Annotated in this window: 21 protein-coding genes; 20 read left to right on the top strand and 1 reads right to left on the bottom strand. The window is 66.6% G+C overall.

The window, feature by feature from the left end:
* Positions 1-41 precede the first annotated feature (41 nt).
* The 11 genes from pgsA to LK459_RS22395 all read left to right on the top strand — a co-directional run bounded on the left by pgsA (position 42) and on the right by LK459_RS22395 (position 9,327).
* The gene (gene pgsA, locus LK459_RS22445; RefSeq protein WP_007239277.1) at positions 42-728 is read left to right on the top strand and encodes a phosphatidylinositol phosphate synthase; all 687 of its coding nucleotides are present in this window, start codon (positions 42-44) and stop codon (positions 726-728) included.
* A complete protein-coding gene (locus LK459_RS22440; protein WP_407648670.1) occupies positions 725-1,645 on the top strand; it encodes a phosphatidylinositol mannoside acyltransferase in 921 nt (306 codons plus the stop codon). The genes pgsA and LK459_RS22440 overlap by 4 nt, the downstream gene beginning before the upstream one ends.
* The gene (locus tag LK459_RS22435) at positions 1,642-2,766 is read left to right on the top strand and encodes a glycosyltransferase family 4 protein (protein WP_227920878.1); all 1,125 of its coding nucleotides are present in this window, start codon (positions 1,642-1,644) and stop codon (positions 2,764-2,766) included. Before LK459_RS22440 ends, LK459_RS22435 begins: the two co-directional genes overlap by 4 nt.
* Before the next feature lie 98 nt (positions 2,767-2,864).
* Positions 2,865-3,383, top strand: a complete 519-nt coding sequence (locus LK459_RS22430; protein ID WP_039994129.1) for a LemA family protein — start codon at positions 2,865-2,867, stop codon at positions 3,381-3,383.
* A 184-nt stretch (positions 3,384-3,567) separates the two neighbouring features.
* Entirely contained in the window at positions 3,568-4,530 is a 963-nt protein-coding gene (pdxS, locus tag LK459_RS22425) for a pyridoxal 5'-phosphate synthase lyase subunit PdxS (RefSeq protein ID WP_007239281.1), read from the top strand.
* Positions 4,531-4,615: 85 nt separating this feature from the next.
* Positions 4,616-5,521, top strand: a complete 906-nt coding sequence (locus LK459_RS22420; protein ID WP_007239282.1) for a PP2C family protein-serine/threonine phosphatase — start codon at positions 4,616-4,618, stop codon at positions 5,519-5,521.
* 22 nt (positions 5,522-5,543) lie between these two features.
* Positions 5,544-6,281, top strand: a complete 738-nt coding sequence (locus tag LK459_RS22415; RefSeq protein WP_007239283.1) for a hypothetical protein — start codon at positions 5,544-5,546, stop codon at positions 6,279-6,281.
* Between the two features lie 190 nt (positions 6,282-6,471).
* Positions 6,472-6,993, top strand: a complete 522-nt coding sequence (locus LK459_RS22410; protein ID WP_227920876.1) for a helix-turn-helix transcriptional regulator — start codon at positions 6,472-6,474, stop codon at positions 6,991-6,993.
* 48 nt (positions 6,994-7,041) lie between these two features.
* Positions 7,042-7,896: an acyl-CoA thioesterase gene (locus tag LK459_RS22405; protein ID WP_007239285.1), complete on the top strand. Its 855-nt coding sequence runs from the start codon at positions 7,042-7,044 to the stop codon at positions 7,894-7,896.
* On the top strand, positions 7,893-8,516 hold the full coding sequence (gene pdxT, locus LK459_RS22400; RefSeq protein WP_227920875.1) for a pyridoxal 5'-phosphate synthase glutaminase subunit PdxT: 624 nt from the start codon (positions 7,893-7,895) through the stop codon (positions 8,514-8,516). The genes LK459_RS22405 and pdxT overlap by 4 nt, the downstream gene beginning before the upstream one ends.
* 58 nt (positions 8,517-8,574) lie before the next feature.
* The gene (locus LK459_RS22395; protein WP_005173114.1) at positions 8,575-9,327 is read left to right on the top strand and encodes a YebC/PmpR family DNA-binding transcriptional regulator; all 753 of its coding nucleotides are present in this window, start codon (positions 8,575-8,577) and stop codon (positions 9,325-9,327) included.
* Positions 9,328-9,394: 67 nt separating this feature from the next.
* Here the strand turns inward: LK459_RS22395 and LK459_RS22390 are convergent, their stop codons facing one another.
* Entirely contained in the window at positions 9,395-10,003 is a 609-nt protein-coding gene (locus LK459_RS22390) for a nucleoside/nucleotide kinase family protein (protein ID WP_227920873.1), read from the bottom strand.
* Between the two features lie 127 nt (positions 10,004-10,130).
* Between LK459_RS22390 and ruvC the strand changes: the two genes are divergently transcribed.
* The 9 genes from ruvC (at position 10,131) to LK459_RS22345 (ending at position 21,086) form a co-directional block, all read left to right on the top strand.
* A complete protein-coding gene (gene ruvC / locus LK459_RS22385) occupies positions 10,131-10,748 on the top strand; it encodes a crossover junction endodeoxyribonuclease RuvC (RefSeq protein WP_227923970.1) in 618 nt (205 codons plus the stop codon).
* On the top strand, positions 10,745-11,338 hold the full coding sequence (gene ruvA, locus LK459_RS22380) for a Holliday junction branch migration protein RuvA (protein ID WP_007239355.1): 594 nt from the start codon (positions 10,745-10,747) through the stop codon (positions 11,336-11,338). The genes ruvC and ruvA overlap by 4 nt, the downstream gene beginning before the upstream one ends.
* Positions 11,338-12,420 carry a Holliday junction branch migration DNA helicase RuvB gene (gene ruvB, locus LK459_RS22375; protein WP_007239356.1) on the top strand — a complete coding sequence of 361 codons (1,083 nt, stop codon included), beginning with the start codon at positions 11,338-11,340 and terminating at the stop codon, positions 12,418-12,420. The genes ruvA and ruvB overlap by 1 nt, the downstream gene beginning before the upstream one ends.
* A 170-nt stretch (positions 12,421-12,590) precedes the next feature.
* Positions 12,591-13,028, top strand: coding sequence for a preprotein translocase subunit YajC (yajC, locus tag LK459_RS22370; RefSeq protein WP_007239357.1), 438 nt, complete (start codon positions 12,591-12,593; stop codon positions 13,026-13,028).
* A gap of 263 nt (positions 13,029-13,291) precedes the next feature.
* Positions 13,292-15,016: a protein translocase subunit SecD gene (gene secD, locus LK459_RS22365; protein ID WP_007239358.1), complete on the top strand. Its 1,725-nt coding sequence runs from the start codon at positions 13,292-13,294 to the stop codon at positions 15,014-15,016.
* Complete coding sequence (secF, locus tag LK459_RS22360) at positions 15,013-16,203, top strand: protein translocase subunit SecF (protein ID WP_227920871.1); 1,191 nt, start codon at positions 15,013-15,015, stop codon at positions 16,201-16,203. The genes secD and secF overlap by 4 nt, the downstream gene beginning before the upstream one ends.
* An 8-nt stretch (positions 16,204-16,211) precedes the next feature.
* The gene (locus tag LK459_RS22355) at positions 16,212-17,894 is read left to right on the top strand and encodes an ABC transporter substrate-binding protein (protein ID WP_007239360.1); all 1,683 of its coding nucleotides are present in this window, start codon (positions 16,212-16,214) and stop codon (positions 17,892-17,894) included.
* Positions 17,895-17,897: 3 nt separating this feature from the next.
* Positions 17,898-18,491, top strand: a complete 594-nt coding sequence (locus LK459_RS22350; RefSeq protein ID WP_227920870.1) for an adenine phosphoribosyltransferase — start codon at positions 17,898-17,900, stop codon at positions 18,489-18,491.
* Positions 18,492-18,647: 156 nt separating this feature from the next.
* Positions 18,648-21,086, top strand: coding sequence for a RelA/SpoT family protein (locus LK459_RS22345; RefSeq protein ID WP_007239362.1), 2,439 nt, complete (start codon positions 18,648-18,650; stop codon positions 21,084-21,086).
* Positions 21,087-21,368: the final 282 nt, after the last annotated feature.

Genomic DNA, 21,368 nt, shown 5'->3' with positions numbered 1-21,368 from the left:
AGTGCACGTAGCGATCTGGATGGTCGGGAAGGAGCGGTACGGTGCTGAGCATTCGAGGCCGGGCGTCGGTGTCGAAGGTGACCCTGCCGCTCGGACGCGCGCTGCTGCGCACCGGGCTGACACCGGACGCGATGACGGTCATCGGCACCGTCGCCACGGTCGCCGCGGCGGTCACCCTGTTCCCGATGGGCTATCTGTTCTGGGGCACGATGGTCATCTGGCTGTTCGTGATGTTCGACATGCTCGACGGTGCGATGGCGCGGGCGCGTGGGGGAGGCACCCGGTTCGGAGCCGTACTCGACGCCACCTGCGACCGCATCGCCGACGGCGCGATCTTCGCGGGACTCGCATGGTGGTGCGCGTGGACGGTGCCGCACCAGTGGTTGTTCGTCGCCACGATGATCTGTCTGGTGACCTCGCAGGTGATCTCGTATGCGAAGGCGCGCGCCGAAGCTGCGGGGCTCTACGGCGACGGCGGCCTCATCGAGCGTCCGGACCGGTTGATCATCGTGCTCGTCGGCGCCGGATTCACCGGACTGGGACTGCCGTGGGCAATCCATGTGGCCATGTGGATCCTCGCGGTGGGCAGCGTGATCACCGTCGGGCAACGCATGTGGTCGATCTCGCGCTCTCCCGGCGCTCGTGACCTCATCCCGCTCGCCGCACCCGCAGAGCCGGAGTCTGCCGAGACCGAATCCGGGCCCGACGCCAGCAGCGGACGACGGTGAGCCGCCTCGGCGGTTACATGCCCGACCTGGGCTACCGGGCCGGATGGGCAGGCGTGCGCCTCATCCCGGATCGCTGGGGGAGAGCGGCATTCGAGGGTGCAGGCGGGCTGGTCGGGCGTCGCAACGGTGGTCCGCAGCAGCTGCGACGCAATCTCGCCCGGGTGATCGGAGTCCCAGGACCCCAGGACGTACCCGACGACCTCGTCGCCGACGCGATGCGGTCCTACGCCCGGTACTGGTACGAGGCTTTTCGTCTACCCGCAATGGATTTCTCGGCAGCCGCCGCCTCGGTGCATCTCGACCAAGCCGACGTCGAACGATTCGACGCGCTGCACCGCAAGGGCAAAGGTCTGTTGTTCGCGCTGCCGCACAGCGGAAACTGGGACATGGCGGGCGTGTGGCTCATCAATCATCTCGGGCAACGGTTTTCGACCGTCGCCGAACGACTCGAGCCGGAATCGCTGTTCGACCAGTTCGTCGCCTACCGCGAGAGTCTCGGGTTCGAGATCTTCCCGCTGACGGGCGGCGAGCAGCCCCCGTTCGGTTTACTGGCGGATCGTCTCCGGCAGGGCTCGGTGGTCTGTCTGCTCGCCGAACGTGACCTCAGCCGTCACGGGGTACCCGTGACATTCTTCGGCGAACCGACGCGCATGCCCGCCGGCCCGGCGCGTCTGGCCATCGAGACCGGCGCGGCGCTGCTGCCGGTCCATCATTCCTTTCTTCCCGAGGGTCGCTCGAAGATCATCGTCGGTGAGGAGATCGACGTATCGGGCGGCGTCGAGGCGGCTACACAGGCGATGGCCGACGACTTCGCGGTCAACATCGCGGCCCATCCCGCCGATTGGCACATGCTGCAGCCGCTGTGGGAGGCCGACTGGTCCGCGGATCGCCGCGCACGGATCGAGAGCGTCGAATGAAGATCGGCATGGTCTGCCCGTACTCGTTCGATGTTCCGGGCGGAGTGCAGGCGCACGTGGTCGAACTCGCAGAGGTGTTCATCGACCGCGGTCACACGGTGAGTGTCCTCGCGCCTGCCGCCGACGACACCGTCCTGCCCGACTACGTGGTGTCCGCTGGCCCGTCGGTGGCGTTGCCGTACAACGGCTCGGTGTCGCGGGTGTGCTTCAGTCCGCGCGGTTATCTCACCTTGCGCCGCTGGATCGCCGAGAGCGAATTCGACGTGTTGCACGTCCACGAACCCAATTCGCCGAGCCTGTCGATGTTGGCGTTGATGGTCGCGCTCGGACCGATCGTCACGACGTTCCACACATCGACGTCCAAATCGTTGTGGTTGAAGACGTTTCAAGGCATCCTGCGCCCGTATCACGAACGCATCGCGGGCAAGATCGCTGTCTCGGAACTCGCACGCCGCTGGCAGATGGAATCGCTGGGTTCCGACGCCGTCGAGATCCCCAACGGCATCAACTGTGCAGGATTCGCCGATTCCCCGCCGTTGCCCGGCTACCCCCATCCCGGTCGGTCGGTGCTGTTCCTCGGTCGCTTCGACGAGCCGCGCAAGGGCATCGACATCCTGATGCGCGCATTGCCCACGATCGTCGAGAGTTTTCCCGACGTACGTGTGCTCGTCGTCGGCGGCGGGAACGAGCGCGCACTGCGACGTCGTGCGGGTGCGCTGGCCGATCACCTGGTGCTGCTCGGTCAAGCCGACGACGAGACCAAGGCGCGGGCGCTGGCGTCCGCGGACGTCTACGTCGCCCCCAACCTCGGTGGTGAGAGTTTCGGCATCGTGCTGGTGGAGGCCATGGCCGCGGGCGCCGCCGTGGTGGCGAGCAAACTCGACGCCTTCCGCCGGGTTCTCGACGACGGGCGCGCAGGCGAATTGGTGGCCATCGGGTCGGCTGACGAACTGGCCGATTCGGTGATCGCGCTCCTGTCCGACGACGATGCGCGCGCCGACCTCGTGGAGGCGGGGCGGGCGCGTGCCGCGAAGTATGACTGGTCGCGTGTGGCCGATCAGATTCTGCGGGTGTACGAGACGGTCACCGTCGATGCCGGTCTGGTCGTGGTGTCGGACTGAGTTGTGGTCGCATGAATCCTGTTCCACATCAACCTGTCTCGGCGGCGATCACGCTGGCCGACGCCGTGCGGTTCTCCGGGATCACGGTCTCGGGAACCGTGCTGAGCGTTGTGTTCGTCGTGGTGGTCGTCGTGATCGTCGCGGCGGCGTGGGCGTACAAGACAGCCAACCGGCTCGACCGGCTCAATGTGCGAGTCGATCTCGCCCGACGATCGCTCGAGGCCGCACTCGAGCGTCGCAGCGTGGTGGCACGTGCGATCGCGACCTGGATGGAGACATCGACCGACGAGCGTGACAGGCAGGTCGCCACACAGTTGACGGCCGTCGCCGACCGTGCGGAGCGAGCGACACCCGACCAGCGGGAGGACGCCGAGAACGACGTGTCGGCGGCACTGGCCCGCACCGACAACGGCACCCGTCCGGCGTCTCTGTCGATCGAACTCGCCGACGCCGAGACCCGCGTGATGATGGCGCGACGGTTCTACAACGACGCCGTCCGAGACACCAGGGCGCTGGCCACCCGCAGACCGGTCCGGTGGTTGCGACTGGGCGGTACGGCCGCGCCTCCTGCGTACTTCGAGATCTCCGAGCGCGTCACCGCGGACGAATCGGCGTGACGTGCGAGTGCGTCGGCCGCTGATCGCCCGCGTCGGCGAGTCGGATTCGACGTGAATCCGCCGCTGAGCGAATCACCTCACAGGCGGCGGACCTGCGGTTAGGGCGCGATCTGTCGTCGCCTATCCTGAACTGCAGAGCCCAGGGATCGCCGTCGGGCCATGAACGCGACATCAGGAGACATCAGTGAGTCAATTCCGGTCAGGGGAGACGTCTGCGACGGAGACGACACCGTCGGTCAACGGACACGCCGCTGCCGACTCGCAGGCAGGTCAGGGCACTGCGCGCGTCAAGCGCGGTATGGCCGAAATGCTGAAGGGCGGCGTGATCATGGATGTCGTCACGCCCGAGCAGGCCAAGATCGCCGAGGACGCCGGGGCGGTTGCCGTCATGGCGCTCGAACGTGTGCCCGCCGACATCCGCGCACAGGGCGGCGTGTCGCGTATGAGCGACCCCGACATGATCGACGGCATCATCAACACCGTCAGCATCCCCGTGATGGCCAAGGCCCGCATCGGTCACTTCGTCGAGGCGCAGATCCTGCAGAGCCTCGGCGTCGACTACGTCGACGAGTCCGAGGTGCTCACGCCCGCCGACTACTCCAACCACATCGACAAGTTCGCGTTCACCGTGCCGTTCGTCTGCGGCGCGACCAACCTCGGCGAGGCGCTGCGACGTATCACCGAGGGGGCGGCGATGATCCGCTCGAAGGGCGAAGCAGGCACCGGCGACGTCTCCAACGCGACAACCCACATGCGCAGCATCCGCGACCAGATCCGGCGCCTCACCTCGCTGCCGAAGGACGAGTTGTACGTCGCGGCAAAGGAATTGCAGGCGCCGTATGACCTGGTCGTCGAGGTGGCGAACGCAGGGAAGCTGCCCGTGACCTTGTTCACCGCGGGCGGGATCGCCACCCCGGCCGATGCCGCGATGATGATGCAACTCGGCGCGGAGGGCGTGTTCGTCGGTTCGGGCATCTTCAAGTCGGGGAACCCGGCGCAGCGCGCCGCGGCGATCGTGCAGGCCACGACGTTCTACGACGACCCGGACGTGCTCGCGAAGGTGTCGCGCGGACTCGGCGAGGCGATGGTCGGCATCAACGTCGACGACATCCCGCAGCCGCACCGTCTCGCCGAGCGCGGCTGGTAGTCGCCATCGACCACGTGGACACGTTCACGCACCCGGTGAGTTCGTCACCCGAACGAGACGAACGCGCCGGTAGGATCTGCTGATCATGGACTCGGTGAGCATCGTCCGTGATTCGTCGCTGACCGGCAGCGACATCGTCGGAGATCTGCAACTCGACTGGTCGGTCTACAGCGACGTCGGACGCGTCCGCGATGCCAACGAAGACGCGGCGCTGGTGCTGCCGGGACGGTATCTGATCGCCGACGGTATGGGTGGCCACGAGAGCGGTGAACTGGCCAGCGAAGCCGCTCTCCAGACGCTCGCCGAGGTGGAGCCGGGCGCCGACCTCGCCGATACCCGGGCCACACTCGACCATCTGCTCGATCTGGCTCAGCAGCGTATCGGCAGCATCGACGGCTTCTCGGAGCGACGCGCGGGTACCACCGTGACGGGTGCGGTGCTCGTCACCGACGACGACGCCCCGCACTGGCTGATCCTCAACATCGGCGATTCACGCACCTACCGGTACCAGAACGGCACGCTGCAGCAGTTGACGCGCGACCACTCGCAGGTTCAGGAGTTCGTCGATGCGGGGGTCATCACCGCCGAGCAGGCGCGGATCGATCCGCGTCGTAACGTGATCACCCGGGCGCTGGGCGCTGGGATGGCCGAACCCGATGCCGACTACTTCAGCACGGCAGCCCTGCCCGGCGACGTGCTCCTCATCTGCTCCGACGGTCTGACCGGTGAGCTCCCCGATCCCGAGATGGCCGACATCCTCGCCGGCTCGGACTCCGTGGAGGAGGCTGCGGCGAGCCTTGTCGACGCCGCGCTGTTCGTCGGAGCGCACGACAACGTGACCGTCGTGGTCGTTGCGGTCAGTACCGATGACGGCGTGCAGTCCGATGGCGACATGCAGTCCGACGAGACCATGCAGTCCGACGAGCACGAGTCCGATGACGGGGAGCTCGAGTCGTCGGAGCAGAGCACAGCCGCCGAGACGTCGACGTGACAGTGGCGGGGTGCGCGCACCGATGACGTCCGGACAGGCTCTCGAGACGCAATCCGAACGCGCCTTCGTCGATTACTGCGGTGAGCGTTACGGCATTCTGGCCGGTCGGCGGTTCTGGATCGGGCGGGAGGCAGACCTGTCGGTCGATGACAATCCATACCTTCACCGCCGATTCCTGTTGCTGCACAATGTGAACGGCCTGTGGTGGTTGAGCAACCGCGGCGCACATCTCTCCGCGAGTGTCTCGGCGGGCGATGTCGGGTTTTCCGCCGTGCTCGGACCGGGGGCACGTATGCCGCTGGTGTTCGGGCACAGCACGATCGTGTTCACCGCGGGTCCGACGACCTACGAGGTCGACGTCCACACGGTGACGCCGCACGTCGACGCCGTGACACAGCCGGAAGTCGTCGGTGGTCAGGTCACGCAGGGCGTGCCCATGCTGACCGAGAGTCAGAAGTTGTTGATCGTCGTGCTCGCCGAGGAGATCCTGCGCCGCGACGGCACGGGAGCCAGTGCGATCCCCACGTCGGCGCAGGCGGCAGCGCGGCTGGGCTGGTCGTTGACGAAGTTCAACCGCAAGCTCGACAACGTCTGCGACAAACTCGACCAACTCGGTGTCAGCGGGATGCGCGCGGGCGGCGGGAAGTTGGCGACCAATCGGCGGGCAAAACTCGTCGAGTACGCGGTCGCGTCCCGCATCGTCACACGCACCGACCTACCCCTCATCGACGAAGAGGCTGCCCGCAACGGCGCACGCTGAGTCGCGCCGTGGTCGTTGACCTGCGCTGACGTCGGATGGGGAGTTCTCCCCATGAGAGGGGAGTTCTCCCCATCGACGGGAGAGTCGAGCGCTCATAACGTCATCTGCACGCGGTGATGAGAACCGCGAAAGACCGAGCCGGCACGGCGTTGACCGATGCGGCACCAGCGATGACCGAGGAGATGCCGACATGACTGCACCTACCGCACCCCGCATTCCCGCTGTGCAACTCGACACCTACGCCGCCCGACGTCGCGTGGAGGCGGTGGCACGCCGTCAGGAAGCACTGGCACGCCTTGCTGCACGTCGGATGCCGTTGCCCGCGCCCGCGGGAGCGGTCGCCGTCGGTGCGGGTCCACTACCAGGGACGTCGGCGCCCGGTGGCCGCAGCGGACGGCACATGCATCTGTTGCCGGGGTTCGATTCGGCGCCCGACGAGATGCAGACGTCGGAGGCCGAAACCCGCAGGGGCCGAAGCGACCTGCCGAAACCTCAACTGACGCCGCGCGAGATCGAGGTGCTGCGCACCTGGCTGATGGTCGACACGAAGCCCGCCACCGCGGAAGCGCTGTACATCTCGCTGGGTACCGTCAACACCCACCTCACGCGTATCCGCGCCAAGTACGCCGAGATCGGACGTCCGGCCCCGACCAAGGCCGGGCTCGTCGCGCGAGCGGTTCAGGACGGGATCGTCGAGCTCGACGAACTCTGACCCGGCCGTGCGTCGGCCACTGTCCGACCATGCGGGATACTGTCTGCTGTGGCAGACATCGAAGAGATCCTCCAGGTCGAGCGCATCGAGAAGGACATCTACCGTGGCGGTGCGTTCGAGAGTTTCCTGCAACGCACCTTCGGCGGACAGGTCGCGGGCCAGGCTCTTGTCTCGGCCACTCGAACCGTCGACGACGCGTACACGGTGCATTCTCTGCACGGCTACTTCCTGCGGCCCGGCAATCCGGACATTCCGGCGGTCTTCCTCGTCGATCGCATCCGCGACGGGCGGTCTTTCTGCACGCGCCGTGTGACCGGAATCCAGAACGGCGAGGCGATCTTCACCATGTCGGCGTCGTTCCACGTACACGGCGACGAGGGGATCGAACACCAGGACCGGATGCCGCCTGCCCCCGACCCCGAGTCGTTGCCTGACCGTTCGGAGAATCTCTCCGACGACGACCACGCGGTGTTCAAGGAGTGGCAGAACTTCGATCTGCGTGTCGTACCGCGCGACGAGATGGTGACCAACGAGTACTTCGCCGCGCAGCAGCGCGTGTGGTTCCGTTACCGGCACCGACTGCCCGACGATCAGACCATCCACGTGTGCACGCTGGCGTACATGAGCGATATGACGCTGCTCGGGTCGTCGAAGGTGCCTCACCCGGGCATCGAGCCCCAGGCGGCCTCACTCGACCACGCCATGTGGTTCATGCGGCCTTTTCGCGCCGACGAGTGGCTCCTCTACGACCAGACCTCTCCGTCCGCGGGCGCCGGGCGTGCGCTGACGCAGGGTCGGATCTTCGACCGCGACGGACGTCTGGTCGCCGCCGTCACACAGGAGGGTCTGAGTCGCACCGGTCGTCCGATGCCCACCGATCAGCACGCGCGGCACGACAAGTGAGCCGACGATCGACATCCCCGCGCATCGGTGTTCTGGCACTGCAGGGCGATGTGCGCGAACATCTGGCCGCACTGGCCGGCGCGGGCGCCACGCCGGTCGCTGTCCGACGTCGCGCGGAGCTCGAGGAGGTCGACGGGCTGATCATCCCCGGTGGCGAGTCGACGACGATGAGCCGCCTGCTCGGCGTGTTCGATCTCTACGAACCGCTGCGAGCACGATTGGCCGAGGGGATGCCCGCCTACGGGTCGTGTGCGGGCATGATCATGCTCGCCTCGGAGATCCTCGACACCAGGCCGGACGCCCGACACCTCGATGCACTAGACATCACGGTGCGGCGCAACGCATTCGGTCGACAGGTCGAGTCGTTCGAGACCGACGTGGAGATCGAGGGCATCACCGGCGGGCATCCGATGCGCGCGGTGTTCATCCGAGCTCCCTGGGTCGAAGGAGCAGGTGATGGTGTGCAGGTGCTCGCTCGGGTTCCGGAGGGGCCGGCGGAGGGCAGGATCATCGCGGTACGGCAGGGAGACGTCCTTGCGACGTCGTTTCATCCCGAGGTGACCGGCGATCGACGAGTCCACGAATACTTCGTGGACATGGTCGCCGCTAAGATCGAATGACGAACGAGACGGTGCGCGGCAACGACGCCGCAGGCACGCGAAAGGATCGGAAGAGCGTATGAGCGGCCATTCCAAATGGGCGACCACCAAGCACAAGAAGGCGGTCATCGACGCCAAGCGCGGCAAGATGTTCGCCAAACTGATCAAGAACATCGAGGTCGCGGCACGTACCGGCGGCGGCGACCCCGCCGGTAACCCGACCCTGTACGACGCGATCCAGAAGGCCAAGAAGAGCTCGGTCCCCAACGACAACATCGAGCGCGCCCGTAAGCGTGGCGGCGGTGAAGAAGCCGGTGGAGCCGACTGGCAGACCATCACCTACGAGGGTTACGGGCCCAATGGAGTCGCCATTCTCATCGAGTGCCTCACCGACAACCGCAACCGCGCCGCCGGCGAGGTGCGCACTGCGATGACCCGCAACGGCGGAAACATGGCCGATCCCGGTTCGGTGGCGTACCTCTTCACCCGCCGCGGCGTCGTGACACTGGAGAAGAACGGCCAGTCCGAGGACGACGTCCTGATGGCGGTGCTCGACGCGGGTGCCGAGGAGGTCAACGACCTCGGCGACTCGTTCGAGGTCGTCAGCGAACCGACCGACCTCGTCGCGGTCCGTACCGCGCTGGTCGACGCCGGGATCGACTACGACTCCGCCGAGGCGGACTTCCGGGCTTCCGTCGAGGTGCCGGTAGACGCCGAGGGCGCCCGCAAGGTATTCAAACTGATCGATGCGCTCGAGGATTGCGACGACGTGCAGAACGTCTACAGCAACGTCGACGTGAGCGACGACGTGCTCGCCGAGCTGGACGCCTGACCTGCACCGAGTCTCGGAGCCTCAGTTGGGCTTCTCGTCGCACGGGCAATGTCGGCGTCTGGCGTCGTCAGGGTCGTCGTGCGATCGCCGGGCGGTCGGGGTGGTCATAACGGACCTCGATGTCTGCGGGAGTGGCTTCCTTCTCGTCGAGTAGCGGCGCTATGGTCCAGTGCTCGTCATGCGGTGTCCGACGTCGCAGAGCCCCCTCCGACATCGCGAGGTGGATCGTGAGATCGAGGTCGAGTCCATGTGTGCGCAGCATGGGACCTGCGAGGACGAGGATCTGGTGGTCGGTCGCGGCCTCGCGGTGGTCGCGATAGGACCGGTCGCGTACGGGATCCCAGAGGCGCGGTAGCCACCGGCGGTGCTCCCGGACGGCATCGATGACCTCTCGCTCGATGGCGGCGAAGTCGTACCAGTTCTCCCGGTACGACCCGGGATCAGACCTGCCCCACTCCAGACGCAGCGACGCCGGACGCATGAAGTCGGCCGTACTGACCACGGCCGCCGCTCGACCACCGGTCTGCAGACCGTCGACGATCTCGCCCGCGAACACGTCGGGCGAACTGGCCGTCGCGCCGTCGACGCCCACCACTGCGATTGCGGGCAGCTCAGCGCAGCGTTGCACACACTCCTGCACCAACAGGCGCGGGGTGATCGGGTCGAATCGCGTCATCGACTCCACTTCTACGCGATGCGTCCGGCACTTCGGTCGGCACCGCCTTCGTGCCGTGTCGGTCCCGCGCTCTGTCGGAGCGAATCGGTAACATCTCGAACAACTGTTCGCTGTGATGGGAGTGTCTGTGCGAGTGATGGGCGTCGACCCCGGGCTGACCCGGTGTGGCATCGCACTGGTCGAGTCGGGTGCTGGCCGTCAGGTGACAGCTCTCGATGTCGACGTGGTGCGCACACCGACCGACATGGAGTTGGCCCAGCGGTTGCTCGCGGTCTACACGGCGGCATCGCACTGGCTCGATACGCACAAGCCCGACGTCGTCGCCATCGAGCGGGTCTTCGCGCAGAACCAGGTCTCCACGGCGATGGGCACAGCCCAGGCGGGCGGCGTCATCGCGCTGGCGGCAGGTCAGCGCGAGATCCCGGTGCGTTTCCACACGCCCTCCGAGGTCAAGGCTGCGGTCACCGGTAGCGGGCGAGCCGACAAAGCTCAGGTCACCGCGATGGTCACACGGATACTCGGTATGCAGACCAAACCACGCCCCGCCGACGCCGCAGACGCGCTGGCTCTCGCCATCTGCCACTGTTGGCGCGGCCCCATGGCCGAACGGATGATGCAGGCGCAACGGCAGGCGGAGGCGGCAGCCGCGCGCCACCGCGAGAAGATCGACGCCGCGCGTGCGCGCACCAGCGCTGACACTGCGCGAACCGGTGTCGACACCGCACGGCAGAGGAGGGGTGCATGATCGCCTCGGTGCGCGGGCCCGTGGTCGATGTCGCGCTCGACCACGTCGTGATCGATTGCGCAGGCGTCGGTTATCGCGTTCTCGCGACACCGTCGACCTTGTCCCTGATGCGTCGCGGCGAGGAGTCGACGCTGCTCACCTCGATGATCGTGCGCGAGGACTCCATGACGCTCTACGGCTTCACCGAGCCGGATGCGCGCGCGTTGTTCTCGTTGCTGCAGACAGTCACCGGCGTCGGGCCACGACTGGCGATGGCGACGCTCGCAGTTCTCGAGCCCGAGTCGTTGCGGCGTGCGCTCGCCGACTCCGACGTGAAGGCGCTCACTACCGTGCCCGGCATCGGCAAGAGGGTGGCCGAGCGGCTCGTCGTCGAACTTCGTGACAAGGTCGAGCGTCCGACGGTCGACGGTCCGGCCGCAGTCGGTGTCGCAGGTGGGGGAGTGCGCGATCAGGTCACCGAGGCGCTCGTCGGTCTCGGCTTCACCGCGGCGCCCGCGGAGAAGGCGGTGATCGCCGTGCTGTCGGAGACGCCTGACGCCGACGCGTCCACCGCTTTGCGGAAATCGCTTGCGCTGCTGGGGAAGTCGTAATGAATTCTGACGAACCGATTGAGCGCGAGGTCAACGCGACCCCGGTGCGCTCCGATGGCGACCTCGACGCAGGTCTGCGCCCGCGGTCGCTGGCCGACTTCATCGGACAGCCGCGCGTGTGCGAACAGCTCGAACTCGTGCTGCACGGTGCCCGGGGCCGTGGCGGCACGCCCGATCACATATTGCTGTCGGGTCCGCCAGGTCTGGGTAAGACGTCGCTGGCCATGATCATCGCCGCCGAGATGGGGGCTGCCATCAGGGTGACCTCGGGTCCGGCGCTCGAGCGCGCCGGCGACCTCGCGGCGATGCTCTCGAATCTTGTCGAGGGCGACGTGTTGTTCATCGACGAGATCCACCGCATCGCGCGGCCTGCGGAGGAGATGCTCTATCTGGCCATGGAGGACTTCCGTGTCGACGTCGTTGTAGGCAAGGGGCCGGGTGCGACGTCGATCCCGCTCGACGTCGCACCGTTCACACTCGTCGGGGCGACGACGCGCTCGGGCTCGCTGACCGGTCCGCTGCGAGACAGGTTCGGGTTCACCGCGCACATGGAGTTCTACGAGACGGACGAGCTCGTCCGGGTGCTGCGCCGTTCGGCCGGGATTCTCGGCATCGACCTCGGCGGCGACGCCGCGTCCGAGATCGCGAGTCGTTCGCGAGGTACCCCACGTATCGCGAACCGACTGCTGCGGCGTGTACGTGACTACGCGGAGGTGCGGGGCGACGGCGTCGTCACCGTCGACATCGCCCGGGCAGCGCTTGCCGTGTACGACGTCGACGAACTCGGCTTCGACCGACTCGATCGCGCGGTACTCAACGCGCTGATCAAGGCGTTCGGGGGCGGTCCCGTCGGCGTGTCGACGCTGGCCGTCGCCGTCGGAGAGGAACCGGCCACCGTCGAAGAGGTGTGTGAGCCGTTCCTCGTGCGGGCCGGGATGATCGCCAGAACCCCACGCGGGCGCGTTGCGACAGCGGCCGCGTGGCATCACCTCGGACTCACCCCGCCCGCTGGTGCGCTCAACGCAACTTTCGGCGTTCGTCCGCGTGACACAGACGCCGAAACACTGTTCGACGATCTCTGAGTCGTCCGCCCCGTCGTCCGATGCTGTCGGTTTAGGGCGCCACGGCCGAGCACCGCGCGGGCACGGCCGAGCACAGGCCAAAATGTCCGAATTCCCGGCATGGCACACTAGAGGGAGTGCGCGCTGCGACGCGCGACCTCCACATTCGACCAAGGACTGATCGCTTTCTCATGGAATCTCTGCTCTTCCCGCTTCTGCTCGTGCTCCTCGCCGGCTTCATGTTCTTCTCGATGCGCAAGCAGAAGAAGCGTGCGGCCGAGATGCAGGACATGCAGAACTCGATCCAGACCGGCACCCGTATCCAACTGACGTCCGGTCTGTTCGGCACCGTGATCGACTCGTCGTCATCGGACTACATCGACGTCGAGATCGCGACGGGCGTGGTGACACGCTGGAACCGCCTCGCCATCATGAAGGTGGTGCACACCGAGGATGCCGCAGCGACCTATCCCGGGTACGTGCCGCCGAGCGCACCGCTCACCGCTGATGGAGACGAGTTCACCACCATCGAGGGCTCCGTCGACTACGACGACGACCTCGGCGGCGGCGATTCGGATGCGACGCTGCGCAAGGACCAGGGCGGCAGCACTCCCGACGCGGAGAAGTAGCCCCGAACGCAGGACGAGGCTGTCGGCGCGATCACTGCGCCCGTTGACGGCACCGCCCGGCTCTGGGCACCGCCCCGCCCCGCTCACGGCGCTGCCTGATACACCGCACTGCACGCGGCCACGACGTTGCCCGATTCACACGACCCCGGGTGGGGCCGTGTGAATGCGTCGGCGCTGATCAGTAGAGTGGCGTGCGGCCGTCTGGCCGATCAGTACAGTGGCCGGCGGCCATCTGACGCGCGCTGAAGGAGATCGAGAACAACGTGACCACCCCTCGCCGGGCGACAGAGTTGTCGACCAAGAATCGAGGGTCGTCGACCACCAAACGAGGGTCGTCGACCACAAAGCCAGCGAAGAAGCGGCGGTCGCCATCGCGTGAGATCCCACCGTGGCGTCCGTTGACGCTGTTCTTCGTCCTGCTTGCGGTGATTTACGCGCTCATCTTCTTCACCGGCGGCGGTTCACCGGAGCCGAAGCTCGGCATCGATCTCCAGGGCGGCACCCGCGTCACCCTGACCGCGCGCACCGAGTCGGGTAACCCACCCACTCGTGAGCAGCTCGACCAGGCCAAGCAGATCATCGAGCAGCGCGTCAACGGTCTCGGCGTGTCCGGTTCCGAGGTGGTCGTCAACGGCAACAACCTGATCATCACGGTTCCCGGTCAGGACGGCGCACAGGCCAAGACGCTGGGACAGACCGCGCGGCTGTTCGTCCGCCCGGTCGTCGAGGTGCAGGCGGCGACTCCGCAGCCGAAGCAGAACACCGCCCAGGAGCCTACCGACGAGCAGCCTGCTGATCAGGCGGCCAGGGCAATCGAGGAGCAGCGCAAGCTCCGGCAGGTTCCCGCAGGTGCCAACACCGACGGCCTGAAGGCCTACATGTCGAAGATGGACTGTTCGACCGGCGCCAATGATCCGCTGCTGGGCAACGACCGTTCCGACGAATACCTCGTCGCGTGTTCCGAGGACGGCAAGCAGGTCTACCTGCTCGCGCCGCAGATCATCGACGGTCGTGACATCAGTTCTGCAAGTTCGGGATCGGACCAGCAGACCGGTGCGTGGACGGTGTATCTCGACTTCAAACCGAATGCCGCGCAGACCTGGAGCGACTTCACCGCCAAGAACATCGGCAACACCACAGCATTCGTTCTCGACAGCCGGGTGGTGTCCGCAGCGACGATCAATTCGCAGATCTCCGGCGGCAAGACGCAGATCACGGGATCGTTCAACGAGTCCGAGGCCAGTGACCTCGCCAACGTCCTGAAGTACGGTTCACTACCGCTCTCGTTCAAGACGTCCGACGCAGAAACCGTGTCGGCCACCCTCGGCCTCCAGTCGCTGCGCGCAGGTCTGATCGCAGGTCTCATCGGTCTGATCGCCGTGTTCATCTACGCGTTGCTGTACTACCGCGCGCTGGGCTTCCTGACGATCCTCTCGCTGATTCTCGCCGGGGCGGCGGTCTACGGAATCATCGTGCTCCTCGGCCGTTGGATCGGATTCACCCTCGACCTCGCGGGCATCGCCGGTTTGATCATCGGTATCGGCATGACCGCCGACTCGTTCGTCGTCTACTTCGAACGCATCAAGGACGAGATGCGTGAGGGACGAAGTTTCCGTTCGGCGGTGCCTCGCGGCTGGGCGAGCGCCAGGCGCACCATCTGGTCGGGCAATGCCGTCAGTTTCATCGCAGCCGCCGTCATCTACATCCTCGCGATCGGCGAGGTGCGCGGCTTCGCGTTCACGCTCGGTCTGACCACCATTCTCGACGTCGTCGTCGTGTTCCTGGTCACCCATCCGCTGGTCGTCCTCGCGAGCAGAAACGACTTCCTCTCACGACCGAAGGTCAACGGACTCGGGGCGGTGAGCGAGGTCGCACGTCAGCGACGCCAGCGGGCCGCCCGGACGGACAGAGCCGCTACCGAGAACAAGCAGGCCGTCGGACAAGGATCGTCCGCAGACGGATCGTCTGCAGAAGGATCGTCGAAATGACCACCACCAACGACACGCGCGACTCCTCGGCCCCGACTCCGGCCACCGGCAGCGACGCCGACTTCGTCGCCGACACCAACAGGTCGTTCCTGTCCCGGCTCTACACGGGCACGGGCGCCTTTGAGATCGTCGGACGCAGACGCATGTGGTACCTCGTGAGTCTGGTGATCGTCATCATCTGCGTTGCGTCGATCGCGATCCGCGGATTCTCCTTCGGCATCGAGTTCGAGGGCGGAACACAGATCTCCATCCCGGTGACGCAGGGCGTGACCAGTCAGTCCGTCGAAGACGTCACCACCAAGGCGCTCGGCAGCGCTCCGGAAGCGGTGCAAACCGCAGGCTCGGGAGCCAGCGAGACCGTTCAGGTGCGGACTGACACGTTGACGCCGCAGCAGGCATCGGCGGTCACCGCGGCACTCACCGATCGTTTCGGCCCTGAACTCACCAACCAGGATGTGAGCATCTCGGAGGTGAGCTCGACCTGGGGCAAAGAGATCACCGAGAAGATGCTGATCGCCTTGGCGGTGTTCCTGGTGATCGTGTTCGTCTACATCGCCATCCGCTTCGACAGGGAGATGTCTGTCGCGGCACTCGCGTCGCTGCTGTTCGACATCGTCTGCACCGCGGGTATCTACTCCCTTGTCGGCTTCGAGGTCACCCCCGCAACCGTCATCGGCTTGCTCACCATCCTGGGATTCTCCCTGTACGACACGGTCGTGGTGTTCGACAAGGTCGGCGAGAACACGCGGTCGGTGCTGCAGACGACGCGCCGCACGTACGCCGAGCAGGCCAATCTCGCGATCAATCAGACCCTGATGCGTTCGATCAACACCACTGTCATCTCGGTACTGCCGATCATCGCCCTCATGGTCATCGCCGTGTGGCTCCTCGGCGTCGGCACGCTGAAGGACCTCGGTCTCATCCAGCTGGTCGGCGTGGTCGTCGGTACCTACTCGTCGATCTTCCTCGCTGCTCCGCTTCTGGTGACGCTCAAGGAGCGCCGCTCGGAGATCAAGCGGCACACTGCGCGCGTGCTGCAGCGTCGCGAGGCGGTCGACTCCGGTGAGGACGTCGCGTCGACCGAGCGTGCTGTCCGCGGACGGCCGAGCGCGCGTCACGGCCGAAGCGAGTTGGAGGCGGGGGAGCAGCCGCAGACTCCCACCGGCAAGCGCCGACGTTCCCGATAGGCGCGGGAGTGATTTCCCGACGCGGCACGCGAGTGCTCGCGATAGTGCTGGCGGGACTCGCCATGGTCGGCGTGGTGAGCGCCTGTGGCGACGACCCGCCACCGACCCTCGACTACCTCACCGATGCGCGTCTGAGCACTGCCAACGCGAACACCGCAGACGGCAACGCCGATGGTGCGCTGATGCTGACCAGCAGGGTGTTACCGGGCTTCAGCTTTCTCGGCGCGTCGGGCCAGGTGACGCCCGATCGCGACATCGGCACCGTCACCGCCCAGCCGGGAGCCGTGCAGACGCTGACGTATCAATTCACACCCGACGCCGCGTTCTCCGACGGGACCCCGCTCGATTGTGACGACCTCGTACTGGCATGGACCGCGATGAACGGGCGCTATCCCGAATTCGGAGCGGCCACCACTGCCGGCTACCGCGACATCGACAAGATCGATTGCGACGCCGGGAGCAAGCGGGCGACCGTCTCCTTCGAACGTGGCCGTGACTATCGTGACTGGCGATCGCTGTTCGGGGCGGGCACCCTGATGCCTGCTCAGGTCGTTGCCCGCAGCGCGGGCGTCGGCGATGTGCTGGCACCGATCCGGTCGGGAAATCGCCCGACGATCAGAAGGATCGCGAAGGCGTGGAGGTCGGCATTCGAGCTTCGTGTCGGAGCCGTCGACGTCGACGCGATGCCGTCGTCGGGACCGTACGAGATCTCCGACGTCACCGACTCCGGCGTGCTCCTCGTGCCCAACTCCAAGTGGTGGGGCGACGCGCCGAAGGTATCGCGCATCCTGGTGCACGGCAGATCGGACTCGGCTCGGCTCATCACCGGCAACTCCTACGACGTCGCCGACGTTACAGCCGGCCTCACCGACGGCGACGCCGCGCGTAGCGACCAGAACTCCGCAGGCCAGGTGCAGGCACGCGATGCCCCCGGGCGTGCGCTCGGCGTTGAAGAGCTGGTGCTGTCGCGGCGTGGTGTCTTCGCCGACGCCGCTGTCCGACAGGCGTTCGCCAGCTGCGTGCCACGCGATGTGCTGACGCGGAAGTTCGGTCAGGGCGCCCAGTTGTGGAATCTGCGTACGCTCGCGCCCGCTGATCGACTGGCCTCGAGCATCAACAGTGAATTCGGGCAGGGTTATCTGCGCGCCAACGCCGCCAAGTCGCGGGAGCTTCTCGCCGGTGCCGGTAAGAACTCGGGGATTCGTGTGCGGATCGGGTACCTCGCGCCGGGCGACCGGCAGCGGCAGATGGTCTCGGCCGTCGCCGACTCGTGCGGTGCTGCCGGGATCTCGGTCACCGATGTGTCGTCCCCGCAGTTCGGGATCGGCGACCTCGGCAAGACGGCCGATGCGGCGATCGTCGTCGGCGGAACGTCGTTCGCAGCGGCAGGAGCGGCAGATCCCAGCAGGGACGCCTATCAGTTGTTCGGTGGAGATCCGTTGGACATCAACGGATTCGACGATCAGCAGGTGTCGGATGCAATCGCCGCACGCAGCGTCGGCAGCCTCGGCAGCGACCAGTTGGGGCTCGTCAGGACGATCGAGGCCGCGGCCTGGGCGGACGTACCGTCGATCCCGCTGTTCGCTGCCCCACGCGTGCGGCGATGGAATGATCGAGTCCACAATGTCGTGGCCGGACTGGGCCGCAACGGGACGGGATGGAACATGGATCGGTGGGTCAGCGGTGAGTGAGCTGTGAGTAGCGGGCACGCGAACGCGGCATCAGACGACATCACGCGCGATGCGATTCGACGGGCACGCGCTGCCATCGCGGAGCACGAACGTACGGTCCCGGATTTCCCGAAGCCGGGCATTCTGTTCCGTGATCTGACGCCCGTGCTCGCCGACACCGAGGGGTTCTCGTCGATCGTGACCGCGCTGACCCACGGGTGCTCCGGCATCGACCTCGTCGCGGGGATCGACGCCCGCGGGTTTCTCGTCGGCGGCGCTGTCGCCCAGGAACTGGGTGTGGGAATCCTTGCGGTCCGCAAGGGCGGCAAGCTGCCCCCGCCGGTCTACGGCGTCGACTACGACCTCGAGTACGGGCAGGGGCGGCTGGAGATTCCTGCCAGCGGGATCGACATCAGTGGCAGCCGAATCCTCGTCGTCGACGACGTGCTGGCGACCGGCGGCACCGCGGTCGCGGCGTCGAAGCTCATGGATCTGGCGGGAGCGTCCGTCGTCGGGGTTGCCGTCATCATGGAACTCGCCGATCTCGGCGGACGTGCGAAGATCGCCGGCGAACTCGGGCCGGACGTGAGCCTGCACGCGATCACCGACGATCGCTGACGGTTCCACCATGCGTACAGCTCGTGCGGCCGTCCCCGGTGCCGGGCGTCGAGCGCGGATTAGACTCGGTGACTACGGTGTTGTTTCCCAGCGATGGACAACGGTATCGACATTCCAGATGTCCGTGAGAATCACGCGCCGCGACAAGGAGGCAGCATGGCGAACGAGACCGAGGCAGCCATCGCTCGTGAGCGGGTAGCGCCGACCGGCCCCGTCGAACAGACGCCCGCCGACTCCGGCCCCGCGGCGTCGAACCGGGTGCCGGCCGACACCCCTGCTCGCCCCTCCAACGCGGGATCGCCCGCCGACGCCGCCACCACCGCCGACACCACCCACGCCTCGGCGTCGCGACGGGTGCGCGCTCGGCTCGCACGACGAATGACCGCGACCCGTAGCTCGGTACGTCCGGTCCTGGAGCCGCTGGTCACGCTCCATCGTGAGATCTATCCCAAAGCCGACATCGCGCTGTTGCAGCACGCCTACGACGTGGCCGACGAACGTCATCGTGGCCAGAAGCGGAAGTCGGGGGACCCGTACATCACCCATCCGCTCGCGGTCGCGACGATTCTCGCCGATCTCGGGATGGACACCACGACACTCGTCGCCGCGCTGCTGCACGACACCGTCGAGGACACCGGCTACACGCTCGAGGCGCTCGAGAGCGAGTTCGGCGCCGAGGTAGCCCACCTCGTCGACGGGGTGACGAAACTCGACAAGGTCGCCCTCGGGAGCGCTGCCGAGGCCGAGACGATTCGCAAGATGATCATCGCGATGGCGCGCGACCCGCGGGTGCTGGTCATCAAGGTCGCCGACCGCTTGCACAACATGCGCACCATGCGCTTCCTGCCTCCGGAGAAGCAGGCGCGCAAGGCGCGCGAGACGCTCGAAGTGATTGCGCCACTTGCCCATCGACTCGGCATGGCGACGGTGAAGTGGGAGCTCGAGGACCTCTCGTTCGCGATTCTGCACCCCAAACGCTACGAGGAGATCGTCCGGCTCGTCGCCGACCGCGCACCGTCACGCGACACCTATCTCGCACGCGTGCGCGCCGATATCAACAATGCGCTGTCGTCGGCGAAGATCACCGCGACGGTCGAGGGCCGACCCAAGCACTACTGGTCCATCTACCAGAAGATGATCGTCAAGGGCCGCGACTTCGACGACATCCACGACCTCGTCGGCATGCGCATCCTGTGCGACGACGTGCGCGACTGCTACGCGGCCGTCGGCGTCGTGCACTCGCTGTGGCAGCCCATGGCCGGACGGTTCAAGGACTACATCGCGCAGCCGCGGTTCGGTGTGTACCAGTCGTTGCACACCACCGTCATCGGGCCGGAGGGCAAGCCTCTCGAGGTGCAGATCCGCACCAACGACATGCACCGCACCGCCGAGTTCGGAATCGCGGCGCACTGGCGCTACAAGGAGAGCGGTTATCGAGATCGCAAGGGACGCAAGTCCGATGCGGCCGAGATCGACGACATGGCGTGGATGCGTCAGCTTCTCGACTGGCAGCGGGAGGCTGCAGACCCGGGAGAATTCCTCGAGTCGCTGCGCTATGACCTCGCGGTCAAGGAGATCTTCGTCTTCACCCCGAAGGGCGACGTCATCACGCTTCCGGCGGGATCGACGCCGGTCGACTTCGCCTACGCCGTGCACACCGAGGTCGGACATCGATGTATCGGCGCACGCGTCAACGGACGCCTCGTCGCGCTCGAACGTCAGCTCGAGAACGGCGAGGTCGTCGAGGTGTTCACCTCCAAGGCGCCCAACGCAGGCCCGAGCAAGGACTGGCAGAACTTCGTGGTCTCGCCGCGCGCGAAGGCCAAGATCCGCCAGTGGTTCGCGAAGGAACGTCGAGAAGAGGCTCTCGAGACAGGTAAGGACGCGATCGCGAAGGAGGTCCGTCGAGGCGGATTGCCGCTGCAACGGCTCATGAGTGCCGAGTCGATGGCTGCGATCGCCAAGGAACTCCGGTACGCAGACGTCACCGCGCTGTACACCGCGGTCGGCGAGAATCACGTGTCCGCGCGGCACGTCGTCAATCGGCTCGTCTCGTCACTGGGCGGAATCGACGACGCCGCCGAGGAGATCGCCGAGCGGTCGACGCTGTCGACGATGCCGTCGCGGACGCGTGCGGGCGGGGATGCCGGTGTCGTCGTCGAGGGGATCGACAACATCCTCATCAAGCTCGCCAAGTGCTGCACGCCCGTGCCCGGCGACGACATCCTCGGCTTCATCACCCGAGGCGGGGGAGTCAGCGTACACCGCACCGACTGCACCAACGCCGGTGAGCTGCGTCGACAGGACGAGCGCATCATCCCGGTGACCTGGGCGCCCTCACCGGAGTCGGTGTTCCTCGTCGCGATCCAGGTGGAGGCCCTCGACCGTCATCGACTGCTCTCCGACGTCACAAAGGTGCTCGCCGACGAGAAGGTGAACATCCTCTCGGCGTCGGTGACGACCAGCCGAGACCGCGTCGCAGTCAGCAAGTTCACCTTCGAGATGGGTGATCCGAAACACCTTGGCCACGTGCTCAACGTGGTGCGCAACGTCGAGGGCGTCTACGACGTCTACCGGGTGACGTCTGCCGCTTAGCCGTTCGGGGGCCGTTCCGGGCGCACAGTCGACCGCAGGAGGCGCCCACTCGGCTGCAGGAGGTGCCCGCTTGGCTGCAGGAGATGCCCGCTCGGCTGCAGGAGGTGCCCGCTCGGCTGCAGGAGGTGCCCGCTCGGCTGCAGGAGGTGCCCGCTCGGCCGCAGGAGGCGCACAGTCGCGGGGGTGTCCCGCCGACTGTGCGCCTCCTGTCGTCGACTGTGCGCTGAGTCTGGCCTAGCTGTACTGACCCGGGACGTTAGGTACGGCGTTCGGCGAGTCGAC

Source organism: Gordonia otitidis (assembly GCF_020735545.1).
Lineage (GTDB): Bacteria > Actinomycetota > Actinomycetes > Mycobacteriales > Mycobacteriaceae > Gordonia > Gordonia otitidis.
Note: the sequence above shows the minus strand (reverse complement) of the source record. Positions and strands in the feature narration are given on the sequence as shown.

What these genes read in the sequence shown, in the direction of transcription:
- ruvB (WP_007239356.1), top strand. Translation starts at nt 11,338, where the DNA reads ATGAATTCTGACGAACCGATTGAGCGCGAGGTCAACGCGACCCCGGTG.
- yajC (WP_007239357.1), top strand. Translation starts at nt 12,591, where the DNA reads ATGGAATCTCTGCTCTTCCCGCTTCTGCTCGTGCTCCTCGCCGGCTTC.
- ruvA (WP_007239355.1), top strand. Translation starts at nt 10,745, where the DNA reads ATGATCGCCTCGGTGCGCGGGCCCGTGGTCGATGTCGCGCTCGACCAC.
- LK459_RS22415 (WP_007239283.1), top strand. Translation starts at nt 5,544, where the DNA reads ATGACGTCCGGACAGGCTCTCGAGACGCAATCCGAACGCGCCTTCGTC.
- LK459_RS22390 (WP_227920873.1), bottom strand. Translation starts at nt 10,003, where the DNA reads ATGACGCGATTCGACCCGATCACCCCGCGCCTGTTGGTGCAGGAGTGT.
- LK459_RS22345 (WP_007239362.1), top strand. Translation starts at nt 18,648, where the DNA reads ATGGCGAACGAGACCGAGGCAGCCATCGCTCGTGAGCGGGTAGCGCCG.
- secF (WP_227920871.1), top strand. Translation starts at nt 15,013, where the DNA reads ATGACCACCACCAACGACACGCGCGACTCCTCGGCCCCGACTCCGGCC.
- LK459_RS22410 (WP_227920876.1), top strand. Translation starts at nt 6,472, where the DNA reads ATGACTGCACCTACCGCACCCCGCATTCCCGCTGTGCAACTCGACACC.
- LK459_RS22395 (WP_005173114.1), top strand. Translation starts at nt 8,575, where the DNA reads ATGAGCGGCCATTCCAAATGGGCGACCACCAAGCACAAGAAGGCGGTC.
- LK459_RS22435 (WP_227920878.1), top strand. Translation starts at nt 1,642, where the DNA reads ATGAAGATCGGCATGGTCTGCCCGTACTCGTTCGATGTTCCGGGCGGA.
- LK459_RS22420 (WP_007239282.1), top strand. Translation starts at nt 4,616, where the DNA reads ATGGACTCGGTGAGCATCGTCCGTGATTCGTCGCTGACCGGCAGCGAC.